Source organism: Saccharothrix saharensis (assembly GCF_006716745.1).
Taxonomy (GTDB): Bacteria; Actinomycetota; Actinomycetes; order Mycobacteriales; family Pseudonocardiaceae; genus Actinosynnema; species Actinosynnema saharense.
In genome coordinates this window covers 2,697,016-2,714,636 of record NZ_VFPP01000001.1, presented here as the reverse complement: position 1 = coordinate 2,714,636, position 17,621 = coordinate 2,697,016, and the positions used below count along the sequence as shown (strand labels likewise).

The following is a 17,621-nucleotide window of genomic DNA, read 5'->3' as shown; positions in this document are numbered from 1 at the left end:
GCGGCGCGCCTCACCGATGTCGGGTCACGGCGGCCGAACGCTCGCCGTGAACGACTCCCGAGCGCTGTGCGTGGTCGTCCGTGTCACGGGAGGGCGACGAAGGGTGCCAGGAACGAGCGCGCCGATGGCGCGTCCAGGCGGTACACGACGTTGGTCGCGTAGCACGGGGCGTCGCCGGTGATCGTGGTGGCCACGAGGACGCGGCGGCCGTCGATGGTGGCGAAGTTCGGGCCGCCGGAGTCGCCGTAGCACGCGCCGCCGTTGCCCTGCGACTCGTTCATCGACAGTCGCAGCCAGGTGTTGTTGAGCGCGTTGAAGCCGAGCGGTGCCTTCATCCGCACGCCGCCGCCGGGGTGGGTGTGGCCACCGGGGCCGTTCCGGGCTTCCTCGGTGCCGTAGCCGACGACGGTGTACTCGGTGGCGTCGAGCGCCTTCGGGCTCATCGTGTCGAGCCTGCCCGCGGTCGGCAGGGTGGCGGGGGTGAAGCTCCAGCGCGCGGCCACCTGCTCGGCGGGCAATTGGATCACGGCGATGTCGTGCGAGTCGGCGGAGTTGCCCGGGTAGGCCGGGTGGGCGTGGGCCACGCCCGCCACGCCGACGGCCGCCGCCTTCTGGGCCGGGGTGCCCGTCGCGGCGTCGAGCGCTCCCTGCACGTCCTGGAGCAGCGAGACGTGGAACTCGACGTTCGACGGCCAACCGTCGACGCAGTGGGCGGCGGTGAGGAACGTGTCGGCGTCCACCATCGTGCCGCTGCACACCCAGTCGACGCGGTCCGGCGTGGCGGGGTTGTCGTCGTCGTCCCACGTCGCGACCAACGCCCCCACCTCGGTGCGTTCCGGTGCGGGCACGGCGTTGTAGGTGTTGATCGCGGAAGCCGGCCAAGCGGTCACGGCGGCCAGTGCGACGACCGCGGCGGCCACGGTTGCTGTGCGCATGTGCACTCCTTGCTCCGAGCGGCGTAGTTCCGGGATTCAACCCCTTGCCACGCCCGGATGGCAGCGACCCGCGGCGGTTGACCGATACCAGTCCACCGGCGTGTGCGGGACGGGGAAGGGCCCAACCGCGGCAGAGACGATCAAGGCGATGGTGGCGATATCCGGTTGTAGCCGCGATCCGGCGGCTGCGGTGAGCACAACACGTCTTGGAGGAGACATGCGAAGGTCGAGGCTCTCCTTGGTCACCGCCGGCTTAGCCCTGTCCGCGCTCGCCGTCGCCGGATGCGGCTCGCCGTCGGACACCGCAGCGCCTTCGACTTCGAGGTCGAGCGCGTCGAGCGCCCCGGCACCGACGACCGGTTCGACGCCGGTCACGACATCCACCACGGTGCCCGTTCCCAGCGCCCCCGGCCAGACGACCGGTGACAAGCGGGCCGCCTACCTCGCCGCCCTCTCGGCCGCCGGTATATCGCTGACCGCCGACGGCGACGCAGAGGTGGAGGTGGCTCAGGTGGTGTGCGAAGAGCTCGCGAAAGGTGCCGATCGGGCGGAGCTGCTGAGCCTGCTGTCCTCGCTGGGTGGGCCGCTCACGCCGGCATGGGCCGAGACCATGGTGTCCACCGCGGAGAAGACCTACTGCTGATCCCGTCTCGCAGGCGCAGCAGGATCGGATCATCCGGCACGAGCCCGGCGGGGTGCTGGTGGCGCAGGGCGGTCCCGGCACCGGGAAGACGGCCGTCGCGCTGCACCGGGTCGCCCACCTGCTCTGCACCCGGCCGCACCTGAGCACCCGCGGTGTGCTGGTGGTCGGGCCCAGCCGGGTCTTCCTCGACTACGTCGGCCAGGTCCTGCCGGGGCTCGGCGAGCACAGCGCGGTGACGGTGACCGTCGCCGACCTGGTCCCGGGCGTCGAGGTGGACCGGGCGGACCCGCCGGCGGTCGTCGAGCTCAAGGGTGCGGTGGCCATGGCCGAACGGCCGGCGCGGGCGGTGCGGTCGCGGGTCCGGGCACCGGAGCACCCGGTCGACGTGGAGTTCGAGCAGCGGGTGGTGCGGCTCGACCCGGGCGCCCGCGCCGCGCGGAAGGCCGGGAGCACCGGGCTCCCGTACGAGGGAGCCAGGATGGTGTTCCACCGAGAGGTCGTGGACGAGCTCGCGCGTCGACTGGTCGACGGCATGGAGGCGGTCGTGCTCACCGACACCGGTGAGGCGATCGACGGCGGCAGCGCGGACGGCCGGCTCGGCGAGGCCGACCCGCGGGCACCGGCCGCCGCGGGTGTCGTGGTCGACCCGGACGACCGGGGTCCGAGGAGCCTGCCGGACCGGACCGACCGCGCCCGGCTGCGCGACTCGCTGCTCACCGACACCGGCCGTCCCAGCCGCACTCGACGCGCTGTGGCCGCCGTGGACACCGGAGGACGTGGTGTCCGACGTGGTGTCGGACCTCCGGGGTGAACGGGTCGACGGCTGGAGCGCCGCGGACGTCCCGTTCCCTGGACGAGGCCGCCGCCCTGATCGGCTCGCGTCCCGACCGCGCCACGTTCGGGCACGTGGTCGTGGACGAAGCGCAGGAGCTGTCCGGCATGGCCTGGCGGCTGGGCCACCACGACCTGTACGTCGCCATGACCAGGGCCACGCACCGACTGGGCGTCGTGCACCCCGGTCGGCCTGCGGTCGAGCTGTCCGCCCCGCGGGAACCGCCGCACAGTTGGGGGGACGGTCGAGCGCCGGTCCGGTCAATCACATCCTCATATGTGAACGTTCACTAGTGCTGGCGCCCAAGCTGGGTGGCTGTCGATCTGTTGGCCGTCATCCCTTGACGGTCCCATATGTTAACGCTCACACTCCCCGGTGGTAAACGCTGGCTTTTCCCAACGGCGGTGGAACTCAGAGTGGAGCACCCCTCATGACGACAGCGCAGCGGTCGGGCGGCAGACCCGGCCGACGGTGGATCAGCGCCCTGGTGGCCGCGGTTCTGCCGGTCACCATCGGGGTCACGCTCTCCGCGGCACCCAGTGCGGTGGCGGTCGAAGGAGAGACGTGGACGGACGACTTCGCCTCGACGGCGCTCCGGCCGGAGTGGGAGGTCGTCAACGAGGACCCGGGCGCCTGGTCGCTCCGCGACGGATCACTGCGGGTCACCGGCCAGACCGGTGACACCTACCAGGCGGTGAACACGGCGCGGAACGTGTTCGTGGTCGACGTCCCGGCGGGCGACTTCACCGCCGAGGTGACCGTCCGGGCACCGGTCGCGAAGACCTACCAGGGCGCCGGTCTGATCGCCTGGCAGGACATGGACAACTACGTCCGCTCCGGCCTGACGTTCGTCGGCACGCTGGCCCCGTCCGGCATCGCGATCGAGAACGACGTCGAGACCGCCGCGGTGTTCCGCGCCGAGCGGTTCGTCGACCGGCCGGGCTCGACCGGCGAGACGCTCCAGTTGCAGCGGGTCGGCGACACGATCACCACCCGGTACAAGGACGCCGCCGGCGCGTGGGTGGACGCCTCGTCCGTCACCGCCGCGTTCCAGACGACCCAGGTCGGCGTCTACGCCCTCGGCGCGCTCGACGGCACCGCGCTCGACGCCGCGTTCGACGACTTCCGCGTCACCGCCGCCGCGGGTCGGGACATCCAGCCCGGCGGCACGTTCTCGCTCAAGGGCGCCGCGGGCGCCCACCTGGTCGAGGCGGAAGCCGGGCTGGCCCTCTCGCCCGAGCCGCCGCTGTCCACCCTGGCGTTCACCGCGGCCGCCCAGGCCGACGGCACGGTCCACCTGCGCACCGCCAAGGGCGACCGCCCGGTCGTCGTCACCGACGGCCGCCTCGCGCTCGGCCAGACCGGCGGCGCGGCCACGCCCGTGCGGCTGACCGACGCCGCGGGCGGCGAGCTCTTCCTGCGCGACGCCGACGGCACCGGTTACGCGGGCGGGCAGAACCCGCTGGCGTTCGGCGACAAGGCCTCCGCCGTCCGGTTCAAGCTGGCCCAGGTCAGCACGTCCGACGCGGAGCTGGCCATCGACGGCGACGCGGCCGCCGCGCAGATCAGCGACACGATGTTCGGCATCTTCTACGAGGACATCAACTACGCGGCCGACGGCGGCCTCTACGCCGAGCTGGTGCGCAACCGGTCGTTCGAGTTCGACTCCTCGGACAACGCGAGCTTCACCGGCATGACCGGCTGGGAGGTCGTCAACGGTGGCGGCACGGCTCCGCAGGCGCTCGTCGTCAACGACGACACCCGGCTCAACGCGCTGAACCGCAACCACTTCCGGCTGGTCACCGACGGTCCCGGCGACGGCCTGCGCAACCTCGGCTACAACCGCGGCTTCGCGGTCAAGGCGGGCGCGAGGTACGACGCCTCGGTGTGGGCGCGCACGACGACCGCGCAGGACCTGGCGATCCGGCTGCTCAGCGCGGACGGCGCGGTCGCCTACGCCGAGGGGTCCGTGGCCGTCGACGGCTCGGACACCTGGAAGCAGTACCCGGTCACGCTGACCGCGACCGGCACGACCGACGCCGCACGGCTGGTCGTCACGGCGGGCGCGGCCTCGACCGTCGGCCTGGACATGATCTCGGTCATGCCGCAGGACCGCTGGGTCGGCCCGGTGAACGGCAAGTCGGTGCTGCGCAAGGACCTGGCCGAGAAGATCGCCGCGATGAAGCCGAAGTTCCTGCGCTTCCCCGGCGGCTGCGTCACCAACGTCGGCACGTTCCGCACCTACGAGGAGAGCGGCTACACCGACCGCCGCCGCACCTACCAGTGGAAGGAGACGATCGGCGCGGTCGAGGAGCGGCCGACCAACTGGAACTTCTGGGGCTACAACCAGTCCTACGGCATCGGCTACCTCGAGTACTTCAAGTTCGCCGAGGACCTCGGCGCCGAGCCGCTGCCCGTGGTCTCGGTCGGCGCAAACGGTTGCGGCAGCACCATCCCCGAGATGAAGGACCCGGCGATGATCGCCCGCTGGGTCGACGACACCCTCGACCTCATCGAGTTCGCCAACGGTGACGTCACCACCGAGTGGGGCGCGAAGCGTGCCGCGCTCGGCCACCCGGAGCCGTTCGGGCTGGACATGATCGGCCTGGGCAACGAGGAGAACACGACGACCTTCGAGGCGAACTTCCCGGTCTTCCGGGACGCCATCGAGGCGCGTCACCCGGAGATCACCATCATCTCCAACTCCGGCCCGGACGACGCGGGCGCGCGGTTCGACACCCTGTGGGACTTCAACCGCCGGCAGAACGTCGACATGGTCGACGAGCACTACTACAACGACCCCGACTGGTTCCTGCTGAACAACCACCGATACGACGACTACGACCGCAACGGCCCCAAGGTGTTCCTGGGCGAGTACGCCTCGCGCGGCAACACGTTCCACAACGCCCTGGTCGAGGCGTCGTACATGACGGGCCTGCAGCGCAACGCCGACGTGGTCAAGCTGGCGTCCTACGCGCCGCTGCTGTCCAACGAGTCGTACGTGCAGTGGAACCCGGACGCCATCTGGTTCGACAACGACGAGTCGTGGAACACCCCCAACTGGGAGGTGCAGAAGATGTTCGGCAACAACGTCGGCGACGAGGTCGTGCCGAGCACCTTCACCGGCTCGGTCAACCAGTCGGTCGTCAACGGCGGCGTCTTCCTGTCCACCTGGAACACCGCCGCCGCCTACGACAACGTCCGGGTGACGTCCAACGCCGACGGCGCGACGCTGTTCTCCGACGACTTCGCCGACGGGGACCAGTGGAACCCGGCCGCGGGCACCTGGGCCGTCGCCGACGGCCAGTACGTCCAGTCGTCGGCGACGACCACGGACGCGCGCAGCACCATCGACGACGCGTACGCGAAGGACTGGACGAACTACACGCTGGAGCTGGACGCCAAGAAGCTCTCCGGGGCCGAGGGCTTCCTGATCGGGTTCGGCGCCAAGGGCACCAACGACTTCTACTGGTGGAACCTCGGCGGCTGGAACAACACCCGGTCGGTGCTGCAGAAGGCCTCCGGCGGCAGTGCGGTCGAGGTCGAGTCCGTCGAGGGCCACAGCGTGGCCACCGGCGAGACCTACCGGGTGAAGGTGGTCGTCGCGGGCAACACGATCTCGCTGTACCTCAACGGCGAGCTGCAGATGACGTACGAGTCCGGCGCGGACGAGAAGCTGTTCCAGGTCGTCACGCGGGACAAGGCCGGCGGCGACATCGTGGCCAAAGTGGTCAACACCTCGACCGAGACGGTCCGCACGCGGGTCACCGTCGCGGACGCGGGCGTGCTGCCCGACGGCGAGGTCATCCAGATGACCGGCGCGCCCGGTGACACCAACACCAAGGACGCCCCGACCAAGGTGGTGCCGACGACGAGGCAGATCGGCGGGCTGTCGAACGACTTCGGCTACGACTTCCCGGCGCAGTCGATCACCTTCCTGCGGTTGCGCACCGCGGACGCCGTCGCGCCGGTCGTCGACGACGTGACGGTGCAGGGCAGGACGGTCAACGGCTGGTACGGCGACCCGGTCACCGTGTCGGCGACCGCCACCGACGACCGACGGCTCGACCGCATCGAGTTCCGGGTCGACGGCGGCGCGTGGGTGCCCGGCACGCAGGTCCAGGTCGGCGGCGACGGCCGGCACACCGTCGAGGTCCGCGCGGTGGACGCGGCCGGCAACGTCGGTGCGGTGCGGCCGGTGGAGTTCGGCATCGACAGCGTCGCGCCCGTCTCGAACGCCGCGGTCGACAGCGCGGCGCGCACCGTCGCGGTCCGCGCCGCGGACTCCGGCGTCGGCGTCGACCGGATCGAGACCCGGCTCGGCGCGGCCGACTGGCGGCCCTACACGGCCCCGGTCGTGGTCGGTGACGCCGAGACCGCGGTGCAGTTCCGCGCGGTCGACCGGCTGGGCAACGTCGAGGAGCCCGGCACGGTCGTGGTGCCCGCGAAGCAGGCACAGCTGAAGTCGACCACGACGACGGTGACGCCGTCGAAGCCGAAGGTCGAGCAGGGCGCCGTCGTCCCGCTGACCGTGAAGGTCGGCACGTCCGGTGGCACGACGCCGACCGGTGAGGTCCGGCTGCTGGGGTCCTCCGGGCCGCTGGCGTCGGCGACGTTGTCGGGCGGGACCGCGAGGTTGTCGCTCGACACCAGCGGCCTGCGCGTCGGCGAGCACACCCTGGTGGTGCGCTACGTGGGCGACGGCGGGCACAGCCCTTCACAGACCAGCGTGGTCGTGCGGGTCACCAAGCCGAGGAGAGGGTGATCGAAGTGAGGATCGCGATGCGCAAGCGGGCCACCCTCGCGCTGCTGGGCGCCGTGCTGGTGGCGGGTGGGCTCACCGCCCTGCCCGCCCAGGCGGCCGAGCCGGTCGTGGCCGCTTCGTCGGCGCAGGCGGCGGTGGACGCCGTCGCGCTGACCGACGCCGACGGCGTGCGGGGCAACCTCGCGCTTCCCGCGACCGGGGCCGGCGGTGCGACGTTGGCGTGGCGGTCGGGCGACGAGAGCGTGGTGACCGCCACCGGCGAGGTCACCCGACCCGCGCGGGGCGGTGACCCGGTGACGGTCGACCTGACCGTCACCGCCACGCTGGACGGCGGCACGGCGACCCGCACCATCCCGGTCACCGTGCTCCCGCTGCCCGCACCGGCGGCCAACGAGGCGTACTTCTTCCCGTACTTCGTCGGTGAGAGCACCGACGACGGCGAGAAGATCTACTTCGCCGCGTCGAAGGGCGACGACCCGCTGTCCTGGGACGAGCTGAACAACGGCCGCCCCGTGCTCACCTCGACCCTGGGGGAGAAGGGCCTGCGCGACCCGTTCCTCATCCGGTCGCACGAGGGCGACAAGTTCTACCTGCTGGCGACCGACCTGAAGATCTACGGCGGCAACAACTTCAGCGAAGCGCAGGAGTCCGGCAGCAAGCACCTGGTGGTGTGGGAGTCCACCGACCTGGTGCACTGGTCGGAGCAGCGGATGATCAAGGTGTCGTCGGACTTCGCGGGCAACACCTGGGCGCCCGAGGCGTTCTACGACGAGGCGTCGGGCGACTACGTCGTCTACTGGGCGTCGAACCTGTACCCGACGACCGACGTCACCACCCGCGACTTCCGGACCTCCTACAACCGGATGATGTACGCGACCACGCGCGACTTCCGCACGTTCAGCGAGGCGAAGCCGTGGGTGGACGTCAAGCGGGGCACCGGTCTCGGCATGATCGACGCGACCGTGGTGCGCGACGGCGACACGTTCTACCGGTTCATCAAGGACGAGGCCTCCATGACGGTCCGGCAGGAGAAGTCGGCGGACCTCATGGCCACGGTCACCGGGACGCTGCCGACCACCACGTCCTCGCCGTGGTCGCTGGTGCGCGAGCGCATCGGCGTCGGCCAGCCCAACCCGTGGGGCGGGACGTTCACCGGCGGCGAGGGCCCGACGGTGTTCCGCGACAACGCGGTGCCCGGGCGCTGGTACATGCTGATCGACCAGCCGAGCTACCACGGCGGTCAGGGGTACCTGGCGTTCCGGACCGACGACATCGCCTCCGGTGCCTGGACGTCGGTCCCGGGCGCGGCGCTGCCCCGCAGCCCGCGGCACGGCACGGTCATCCCGATCAGCCAGGCGGAGCTGGACGCGTTGCGCGCGGCGATGCAGCCGAACCTGCTCGCGAAGTCGGTCGCGTCGGTGTCGGTGCGCACCCGTGCGGGCGTGGCTCCCGCGCTGCCGTCCACCGTGGACGTCACCTACGCGGACGGCTCGACCCGGGCGACCGCCGTCGACTGGGCCGACGTGGACCCGGCGCGGTACGGGTCGTGGGGTTCGTTCCAGGTCGAGGGCACGTTCGTGGGCCAGGCGCTCCGCGCGAGCGTGACCGTGATCGTGACCGACAGCCTGGACCCGACGGTCTCGTTGAGCACGACGCCCGGTTCACCGACCGGTGACTGGTTCACGTCCCCGGTCGTGGTGCGGGCGACGGCCGCCGACGAGACCGGTGTGCGGTCGACCGAGATCGCGGTGGACGGGGCGTGGCGGACCACCGACGAGGTGACGCTGACCGACGGCAGGCACACCGTGCAGGCTCGGGCCACGGACGTCACCGGGAACGTCTCCAGCCCGGTGACCCGCGAGATCGACGTGGACACGCAGGCGCCGGTCAGCCGCGCCTCGTGGAACACCGCGACCCGGTCGGTGTCCATCGTGGCGGCGGACGACACGTCCGGCGTCGCGCGGGTCGAGTACCAGGTCGGCGACGCGGCGTGGACGACCTACACGTCCCCGTTGACGTTCGGCGACGTCGCCGCGACGGTGCGGTACCGGGCCGTCGACCGCGCGGGTCTCGTGGAGCAGGCGAACACGATCTCCGTGCCGCGGGCGACGCTCGACCCGAGCACGACGACCGCCACCCTCAGCCGGGACGCGGTCAAGCCGGGCGGGGCCGTGTCCGCCAAGGTCGCGGTGAAGGGCGGGCCGTTCACCCCGACGGGCACCGTCCGGATCCTCTCCGGCGACGACCTGGAGGTGGGTCGCGGGACCCTGGTGAACGGACGTGCGTCGGTCTCGGTCGACACCGCCGCGCTCGGCACCGGCCGGTGGCCGCTGACCGTGGTCTACGACGGCGACGCCAATCACGTCCAGTCGTCCACGACGGTCGTGCTGAAGGTCAACAAGCGCTAGTCGCGCGTGGAAGCGGTCGTCCCGGCCGGGTGCCGGGACGACCGCTTCCGCGTGTTCCGGTCAGTCCCGCCAGAGGTTCAGCGGGGCGCTGCACACCTTGCTGTCGGTGCCGTGCCAGCAGACCGTGATCTTCGTCCGGTCGAACCCGCCGACCCGGTCCGGGTCACCGAGGCCGAACTGGTAGCCGCGCGTGCCGCTGGACACCGTCCGGGTCGTACTGGTGACCTTGGTCGAGCCGGCGTACGCCTCGAAGTAGGCCGTGACGTACCCGGACGTGTACTCGTTGGCCACCGTGCCGCTGATGGTCGCGGTCCGGTTGCCCCAGACGACGGTGCCGTAGGTGTAGCCGAAGCAGCCGGCGGCGTCGGGCACGCACACGCTGAAGAAGTCGTCGGCCCAGCCGGCTTCGGCCTTCGCCGACGCCCCCGGCGTACCGACCACCGCCCCCAACGCCAACGCCAGTGCGACCACCGCGACCACGCGTCGAATGCCGATCATGTGATTTCCCCTCGTCCACGGGAACTCCCGTTCCTGCTCCAGACCGTGGCAGGGGGTTCTCACAAGTCGCTAACCGCGTCCTCATCGACGCGCCGTGCACGCGGGTCGGTCACTCCGGTCGCGGGGTGGGGGCCCAGGCGATCAGGTTGGCGAACACCGCGCCGAGGACCAGGACGCCCAGCATGCCGCCGCCGACCCAGTGGGCTTGGTCGTTGTCGGCCAGGGCGGCGTCCACGACCCGGCCGTGCTCCAGGTCGTAGCGGACCGTCACGTGGTCGCCGGGGTGGCGGGCCGGGCCGTTCTCGGACAGCGTGGCGACCTGCTTCGTGCCGTCGGGCAGGGAGTACTCGACCTCGACCGAGAAGCTCTTGCCCGACCGGAGCCGTTCCTGCACGATCCCGTCGGTGCCCGCCCAGGACCGTTGCTCGACCGACTCCCGGATCACGAGCACCAGTCCGGTGATCGCGCCGATCAGCACGACCCCCGCCACGACCCGCCCGGTCCGCGACTTCAGCGACTTCGCCACCACGCCTCCTCCACCCCGACATCGCCGGACCGCTGCCGGGTGTGACAACCGGCTGGTCGACGCGCCTCTGCTACCGCGGACCGCCCGGCAGGGTGGAGGTCCGCGTCGCCGTGCCGGACGGGGTGTCGAGCAGGTGCGTGAGCGCGCGGCGGTCGCCGGCGCCCACCAGCGCCGAAGAGGAACTGTTGTCCACCGGTCGAAAGCGGACGTCGACATCCGTTACGGGACGAAGCCCGTCCGGATCGGGCAGGACGGGTCCGGTGTGGACGTCACGCCGGACCGCGGCGGCACGGCGGTCACCGAGCGGTTCGACCTCGTGGTGGGTGCGGACGGCGTCACCTCCACGGGCTCGGCTAGGTGATCGCGGCGCTCGCCCTGCCGCGCCCGATCGAGGGGATGTCGCCGACTCGGTCTGATCGGCACCGCCGAGGCGGCCGTGCGGGTCGGGATCACCCGCACGGCCACCTCGTCCGGTCACGCGTTGGTGACCGTCCAGCTGAACGTGGCCTGGCTGGGCGAGCCCGCGCCGTCACTGGCCGACACCGTCACGGTGTAGGTGCCCGGGGTGGTCGGGGTGCCCGAGATGACGCCGGTGCCCGCGGCGATCGCCAGGCCCGGCGGCAGACCGGTGGCGGAGAAGGTCAGCGGTTCGGCGTTGCCGTCCCACGCCTGGATCGCGAAGTTCGTCCACTGCCAGCGGATCGACGTGCGCGGTCCCGGGTTGGCGACGCGCTCGGGGAACTCCGCGCCGGCCAGGAAGTTGTCGATGGCCGTGCGCAGGTTCGGCAGCGGGCCGATCTCCAGCGCGCCGCTCTGCGGGGTGCCGGTGGCGATCAGGATCTCCCGCGCCTGGGCGGGGGTCAGCGTCTGCCCGTTCGCCTCGGCCACGCTGAGCAGCGACGCCAGCGCCGACGCCACGATCGGCGACGCGCTCGACGTGCCGTTGAAGCCGGCGGTGTACTTGTCGTCCGCGCCCGTTCCGTACAGCGCGCCGTATCCCGTGGTGGTGACGCACTCGCCCCAGCCCTGCACGTCCACCCGGCTGCCGTAGTTGGAGAAGCTCAGCTTGGTGCGGGGCGTGCCGGTGCAGCCCGGCGCGGAGCCGGCGCCGACGATGATCGCGCCGGAGTCCGGCTTGTCGTCCGGGAACCGGGAGCCGAAGCACGAGTTGTCGAGGCTCAGGTTGCCGTTGCCGCCGGCCTCCACGACGTGCCGCCCGGACTGCACCACGGTGACGATCGCGTCGTACACCGAGGGCCACACCTCCATGGGCGCGTAGTTGCCGCACTGGGACACCTGCTGCTCGATGATGAGCACGTCACCCGCGTTCACGCCCGCGGCCGCGATCAGCAGCGAGTTGGCCAGGTCGTAGCCGACCTCGTGGTTGACCACGTTGGTGTAGTGCAGGCCCGCCTCTGGGACCAGCCCGGTGACGCCGAACCCGTTGTCGTCCGCGCCGACCACGCCGGTGACGGCGGTGCCGTGGTCGATGCTGGTCGGGGTGAAGTTCGGCGTGCCGTTGGCGATGAGCGCACCGGGCAGCCGCAGCTTGGACAGGTCCTCGTGCTGCGGGTTCCAGTTCCGCTCCAGGTCGACGACCTTGACGTGACCGCCCTTGCCTCCCGGCACGGTGCGCGCGTAGTCGGCGTCGATGCCGCCGCTGCTCGCCGGGTCCGAGTAGCCCTGCTGGCCGGAGAAGTCGGGCGTGACCGCGTCGACGGGCTCGGCCTGCGGGAAGGCGACCTCGACGCCGGGCAGCGCGTTCAGCTCCTGCGCCGCGGCCTTCGCGTCCACGCCCGGGGCGAGCTGGACCCGGTGCCACCGCTCCAGCCCCGGCGACGACGACCGCGCGTTCATCGGCCGCAGCCTGGTGAGCTTCTCGTCAAGGCGCGTGAACAGCGGTGTGATCTTGTCGATCTCGCGGTCCGTCAAGGCGTGCCGCACCGCGGCGACACCGGCGCCGGTGGACAGCTTCACCTCGATGACGGCACCCGGTTCGGCCGCCGCGGCGGCCGCGGGTGCGGACAGGGCCGAGGCACCCGCGCTCGCCAGGAGCGCGACGGCCAGCAATGACAACGGTTTCTTCCTCACAGCGTTACCCTTCGTCTGCACGACAAGCGGCAAGGGTCCGGGGAACAGCTGGGGATTCGCGCTGACGCGCGCGGAAGTTCCCCGCACATCAGCGATGCGCGGAGAAGCCTTCGTGGACAAACCCCCAGTGGTGCCCCCCAGCACTCCCACTTCAGCGCACTTCGGCGTCGTTGTCCAGCATCGGCGATCAAATACGCCGATCAGCCCAACGTCGTTCATTCACAGGGGATTCGCCGCCACCGCGCGGGTGTCAGAGGTACCGCACACCGGTGAGTTCCCGTGCCACCGCCCAGAACCGCGCGCCCACGGCCGGATCCGCCGCTTCCCGGCTCAACCGAGCCTCGGCGACGCGACCGCGGGTTTCCCAGAGGCTGGACGGTCCGAAGAACTGCCCACCCCGCACACCGGGGTCGGTGGCGGCGTGCAGTTGTGGCAACGCGCCCCGCGCCGCGGGTTGGGTGGCCACCAGGCCGAGCCGTGCGATCACCCGTCCCAGTCGGCCGCGGTGCTCCCAGGCCCGCGGCGTGAGGTTGGTTCGGGTCAGGCCGGGGTGGGCCAGCACGCTGACGACCGGTGACCCGGCGGCGCGCAGGCGGCGGTCGAGTTCGACGCCGAAGACGGTGGTCGCGAGCTTGGACCGGCCGTAGGCGGCCGCGGCCCGGTAGCCGCGCTCGAACATCAGGTCGTCGAAGTCGAGGTGCGCGGTCTTGTGCGTGATCGAGCCGAGGTTCACCACGCGGGCCCCGCCGGCGGCGGCGAGGTTGTCCAGCAGGAGGCCGGTCACCGCGAAGTGGCCCAGCGCGTTGGTGCCCAGGTGCAGCTCGAAGCCGTCGGCCGAGGTACGGCGCGGGCCGAGCAGGACCACGCCGGCGTTGTTGACCAGCAGGTCGATCGCCGGGTGGTCGACGGCCAGCTTCCCGGTGAACGCGCGCACCGAGTCGAGGGAGGCCAGGTCGAGCTCGCGCACCTCGACGTCGCCGCCGATCCGCCGGGCGGCTTGTTCCCCGGCTTCGGTGTTGCGCACGGCGAGCACGACGTGGGCGCCGCGGCGGGCCAGCTCGGTGGCGGTGACCAGGCCGAGGCCCGAGTTCGCGCCGGTCACGACGGCGACCCGGCCGTGCTGGTCGGGGATGCGGTCGGCGGTCCATCCGGTCATGCGGTCGCTCCTGGGGTTGTCGAGGCGTTGTGCCCGCGACGCTAGGAGCGATCACGGCCGGCTCGGTCGGCCTCGGTTGCCTAGGTCTGCCGTGCCTACCTTGGGCGTCCCGCGGGACGGCACACTCGTGGCATGGGCAGTCGTCATCCGCACGCTCGCGAGCTCGGTGATTTCCTGCGCGCCCGGCGCGGCCGGCTGCGGCCGCACGACGTCGGCCTGGAGCCGGGCGGGCGGCGCAAGGTCGCCGGGTTGCGGCGCGAGGAGCTGGCGCTGCTGGCCGGGTTGAGCACCGACTACTACCAGCGGATCGAGCAGGGCCGGGAGGTGCGGCCGTCCGACGACGTCCTGGACGCGCTGGCCGGCGCGCTCGGCCTGGACGACGCGGAGCGGCGGCACCTGTTCGCCCTGGCGCACGCCGCCCGCCGACCCGTGCCCAGCCGGCCGGACCGAGCCGCGGAACGGGTGCCGGACCGCACCCGCCGGCTGCTGCGGGTGCTGGACACGCCGGCGGTCGTGCTCGGCAGGCACCTCGACCTGCTCGACTGGAACCCGATGGCCGAGGCGTTGCTCGGCGCGCCCGGCGACTACCCGCCGGACCGGTTGAACATGCTCCTGCTGCTGTTCGACGACGCGCTGACCGGAGGGCGGAGCTGCCCGGACTGGGAGCGGCAGGCCCTGGACTACATCGGCATGATGCGGGCCGCCGTCGCCACCGACCCGACGCACCCGCGCGCCACCGCGGTCGTCGGCGAGCTGAGCATCCGCAGCGCCGAGTTCCGGCGGCTGTGGGCGCGGCACGACGTGCGCGGGTCGGTCAGCGGCACCAAGGCGTTCCGGGTGCCCGAGGTGGGTGACGTGGTGCTGGACTGGGACACGTACCCGCTGCCCGGCGACCCGGGCCCGGTCATGCTGGTCTTCACCGCCGAGCCGGGCAGCCCCGACGCCGACCGGTTGCGGCTGCTGGCCTCGCTGCACGCGACCCGGGCGGCGATCGACCACCAGTAGCGTCCACGGTGGAGCGGAGACGGCCCGCCCGGTGTGGGCGGGCCGTCGTCGTGGCTACGCGGGAGCCGGCGCGTAACCGGTGGGCCGGGAGGTGAACGTGCCCCGGCCCTGGGTCCGGCTGCGCAACCGGGTCGCGTAGCCGAACAACTCGGCCAGCGGCACGCTCGCGGTGACGACCGTCGTGCCCGCGCGGGCGGTGGAGCCGAGGATCCGGCCCCGCCGCGCCGAGAGGTCGCCGAGCACCCTGCCCACGGCGATCTCCGGGACGGTCACCGTGACCTCGGCGACCGGTTCCAGCAGCGCCACCGTGCTCGCCCGCAGGGCGTCCCGGAGCGCGAACCGGCCGGCGGTGCGGAACGCCATCTCCGACGAGTCCTTGACGTGGGTCGAGCCGTCGATGAGCGTGACCCGCAGCCCCGTCACCGGGTGCCCGCCCAGGGGGCCGTCGGCCAACGCGTCCCGGCACCCGGCTTCCACCGCGCGCACGTACTCCGAAGGCACCCGTCCGCCGGTCACCGCGGACCGGAACTCGAAGTCGTCACCGTCCGACGGCTGCACGTCGATGACCACGTGGGCGAACTGACCCGCACCTCCTTCCTGCTTGACGTGCCGGTACGCGAAGCCGGAGACACCGCGGACGACGGTCTCCCGGTAGGCCACCTTCGGCCGCCCGACCACGATGTCGAGCCGGTGGTCGCGCCTGGCCTTCTCCACCGTCACCTCCAGGTGCAGCTCGCCCATCCCGGACAGGACGGTCTGACCGGTCTCGCGGTCCGCCCGGACCACCAGCGCGGGGTCCTCCTCCACCAGTTGCGCCAACGCCTGAGCCAACCGCTCGTGCTGCGCGGCCGTGCGCGGTTCGACCGCGACGGAGACGACCGGGGTCGCCACCACCGGCGGTTCGAGCACCAGGGGGGCGTCGGGCGCGCACAACGTCGTCCCGGCGCGGGCCGACTTCAGCCCGACCACGGCGACGATGTCACCGGCCGCGGCGACGTCCACCGACTCGTGCCGGTCGGCCTGCACCCGCAGGATGCGGGCGACCCGCTCGACCCGGCCGGTCCCGGGGTCCAGCACTGTCCCTCCCTTGTGGATGGTGCCCGAGTAGACGCGCAGGTAGGTCAACCGGCCAGTGCCCGTCGCGTTCACCTTGAACACCAGTGCCGCGAACGGACCGGCCGGGTCCGCGGTGCGCTCGTCGCCGTCCGCGCCGCGCACCGGCGGCAGGTCCAGCGGTGACGGCAGGTAGGCCGCGACCGCGTCCAGCAACGGCTCGACACCGCGGTTGCGGTAGGCCGACCCGCACAGGACGACCACGGCCTCGCCGGTGCGGGTGAGGTCGCGCAACGCCGACGTCAACGTGCGGGCGGAGACCGTCGACTCGGCGACGAACTCCTCCAGCGCGGCCGGGTGCAGCTCGGCCACCGCCTCCTCCAGCAGCCGTCGTCGCCGGTTCGCCTCGTCCCGCAGCGCTTCCGGCACGGGCAGGTGCTCGACGTCGTCACCGGTCCACACCAGCGCCCGCAGGCGCAGCAGGTCGACCACGCCGGTGAACGCGTCCTCCGCGCCGATCGGCAGCTGGACGACCAGCGGCACCGGGTGCAGCCGGTCGCGGATCGACGCCACGGCCGCGTCGAGGTCCGCGCCCGCCCGGTCCATCTTGTTGACGAACGCGATGCGCGGCACACCGTGCCGGTCGGCCTGCCGCCAGACCGACTCGCTCTGCGGCTCGACCCCGGCGACCCCGTCGAACACCGCGACCGCGCCGTCGAGCACCCGCAGCGAGCGCTCGACCTCGTCGGCGAAGTCGACGTGGCCCGGTGTGTCGATCAGGTTGATCCGGTGGCCGTCCCACGTGCAGCTCACGGCGGCGGCGAAGATCGTGATGCCGCGGTCGCGCTCCTGCGGGTCGAAGTCGGTGACGGTGGTGCCGTCGTGGACCTCGCCGCGCTTGTGGGTCGTGCCGGTGGCGTACAGGATCCGTTCGGTGAGGGTCGTCTTGCCCGCGTCGACGTGGGCCAGGATGCCCAGGTTGCGGACGCCGGTCAGCGGGAACGTCGAGGTGCGGTTCGGGTCGGTGCGCACGGCACAGCGCCTTTCGGGTGATCCGGAACAGGTCCGCGCGATGGCGCGACGAGCCGCCGGTGCGGGCCACCGGGGCGGTTCCGCTGCGGCGCAGCAAGAGCCCGGTGGTCAGGCGTTCGTCAGGACATCCGGAGCCGGGCGCGCAGCCGGCACCGGGCTCCCGGAGACACCAGGATCACCTCGTGACGCGAGGAGGGGACGACGACAGCGGTGCGGTAGCGCACGGCCTGCCTCCCTCGTCACGGGCGCGTCGTCGATCGACGCGCGAAGTCGAGCGGGAGTGTAGGCACGACCCCTCGCCCGCGGCGAGGGGTTTTCCTCTCGGTGGCTGAGCCCGACGACGTGCCGCAGTGCCGCCATGCCCCACGACTTCGAGTTCCACCTCGACCCGGCGCGCGGCGGCACCCCGGAGTGGCCCGACCGGTTCGCCGTGATGTCGTGGCCGGACCGGCTCACCCACGACTCGCTCGTCCTCGTGCCGCGGATCACCCCGCTCGACCCTGCTCGCGCACGCGAGCGGCCACCCCCGAGCGCGCGCCGCTCGCACGTCGGGCCGGCCGGCGTGCTCGTCCGACGCGCTGCGCCGGCTGCTCCGGTCGCGCGTGGGCGACGCGTTCGGCGACGTGCCGACCGCCTCCGCCCACCCGGCCGACATCGCGGCCGTGACCTGCGCTTCC

Annotated in this window: 12 protein-coding genes and 1 pseudogene; 6 read left to right on the top strand and 7 right to left on the bottom strand. The window is 72.3% G+C overall.

All coding sequences use genetic code 11. The features are described 5' to 3' along the window. Window positions 1-83: 83 nt before the first annotated feature. Window positions 84-935, bottom strand: coding sequence for a trypsin-like serine protease (locus tag FHX81_RS11065; RefSeq protein ID WP_141977561.1), 852 nt, complete (start codon window positions 933-935; stop codon window positions 84-86). Between the two features lie 36 nt (window positions 936-971). Beyond that, window positions 972-1,310: a hypothetical protein gene (locus FHX81_RS40435; protein ID WP_170232009.1), complete on the bottom strand. Its 339-nt coding sequence runs from the start codon at window positions 1,308-1,310 to the stop codon at window positions 972-974. A 13-nt stretch (window positions 1,311-1,323) separates the two neighbouring features. On the opposite strand from FHX81_RS40435, the gene FHX81_RS40430 reads away from it, so the two are divergent. The 4 genes and pseudogenes from FHX81_RS40430 (at window position 1,324) to FHX81_RS11045 (ending at window position 9,583) form a co-directional block, all read left to right on the top strand. After that, window positions 1,324-1,578, top strand: coding sequence for a DUF732 domain-containing protein (locus tag FHX81_RS40430; RefSeq protein WP_170232008.1), 255 nt, complete (start codon window positions 1,324-1,326; stop codon window positions 1,576-1,578). A 10-nt stretch (window positions 1,579-1,588) separates the two neighbouring features. Next, a pseudogene (locus FHX81_RS11055) lies at window positions 1,589-2,532 on the top strand (helicase domain-containing protein); the annotation flags it as partial. 308 nt (window positions 2,533-2,840) lie between these two features. Next, complete coding sequence (locus FHX81_RS11050; RefSeq protein ID WP_141977557.1) at window positions 2,841-7,175, top strand: alpha-L-arabinofuranosidase C-terminal domain-containing protein; 4,335 nt, start codon at window positions 2,841-2,843, stop codon at window positions 7,173-7,175. After that, window positions 7,172-9,583, top strand: coding sequence for an OmpL47-type beta-barrel domain-containing protein (locus FHX81_RS11045; protein WP_141977554.1), 2,412 nt, complete (start codon window positions 7,172-7,174; stop codon window positions 9,581-9,583). Before FHX81_RS11050 ends, FHX81_RS11045 begins: the two co-directional genes overlap by 4 nt. 60 nt (window positions 9,584-9,643) lie before the next feature. On the opposite strand, the gene FHX81_RS11040 is transcribed toward FHX81_RS11045, so the two are convergent. Beyond that, on the bottom strand, window positions 9,644-10,081 hold the full coding sequence (locus tag FHX81_RS11040) for a hypothetical protein (RefSeq protein ID WP_141977552.1): 438 nt from the start codon (window positions 10,079-10,081) through the stop codon (window positions 9,644-9,646). Between the two features lie 109 nt (window positions 10,082-10,190). Then, window positions 10,191-10,607 carry a DUF3592 domain-containing protein gene (locus FHX81_RS11035; protein WP_141977549.1) on the bottom strand — a complete coding sequence of 139 codons (417 nt, stop codon included), beginning with the start codon at window positions 10,605-10,607 and terminating at the stop codon, window positions 10,191-10,193. A gap of 133 nt (window positions 10,608-10,740) precedes the next feature. On the opposite strand from FHX81_RS11035, the gene FHX81_RS41250 reads away from it, so the two are divergent. Further along, entirely contained in the window at window positions 10,741-10,968 is a 228-nt protein-coding gene (locus FHX81_RS41250; RefSeq protein ID WP_211363461.1) for a hypothetical protein, read from the top strand. Window positions 10,969-11,081: 113 nt separating this feature from the next. On the opposite strand, the gene FHX81_RS41950 is transcribed toward FHX81_RS41250, so the two are convergent. Both FHX81_RS41950 and FHX81_RS11020 read right to left on the bottom strand, forming a co-directional pair. Next, entirely contained in the window at window positions 11,082-12,698 is a 1,617-nt protein-coding gene (locus tag FHX81_RS41950; RefSeq protein WP_170232007.1) for a putative Ig domain-containing protein, read from the bottom strand. A gap of 250 nt (window positions 12,699-12,948) precedes the next feature. Next, on the bottom strand, window positions 12,949-13,854 hold the full coding sequence (locus FHX81_RS11020) for an oxidoreductase (protein ID WP_141977544.1): 906 nt from the start codon (window positions 13,852-13,854) through the stop codon (window positions 12,949-12,951). A gap of 132 nt (window positions 13,855-13,986) precedes the next feature. Here FHX81_RS11020 and FHX81_RS11015 point away from each other — a divergent pair, with 132 nt between their 5' ends. Next, window positions 13,987-14,859 carry a helix-turn-helix transcriptional regulator gene (locus tag FHX81_RS11015; protein ID WP_141977542.1) on the top strand — a complete coding sequence of 291 codons (873 nt, stop codon included), beginning with the start codon at window positions 13,987-13,989 and terminating at the stop codon, window positions 14,857-14,859. Between the two features lie 54 nt (window positions 14,860-14,913). On the opposite strand, the gene fusA is transcribed toward FHX81_RS11015, so the two are convergent. Then, window positions 14,914-16,944, bottom strand: coding sequence for an elongation factor G (fusA, locus tag FHX81_RS11010; protein ID WP_141977540.1), 2,031 nt, complete (start codon window positions 16,942-16,944; stop codon window positions 14,914-14,916). Window positions 16,945-17,621 lie beyond the last annotated feature (677 nt).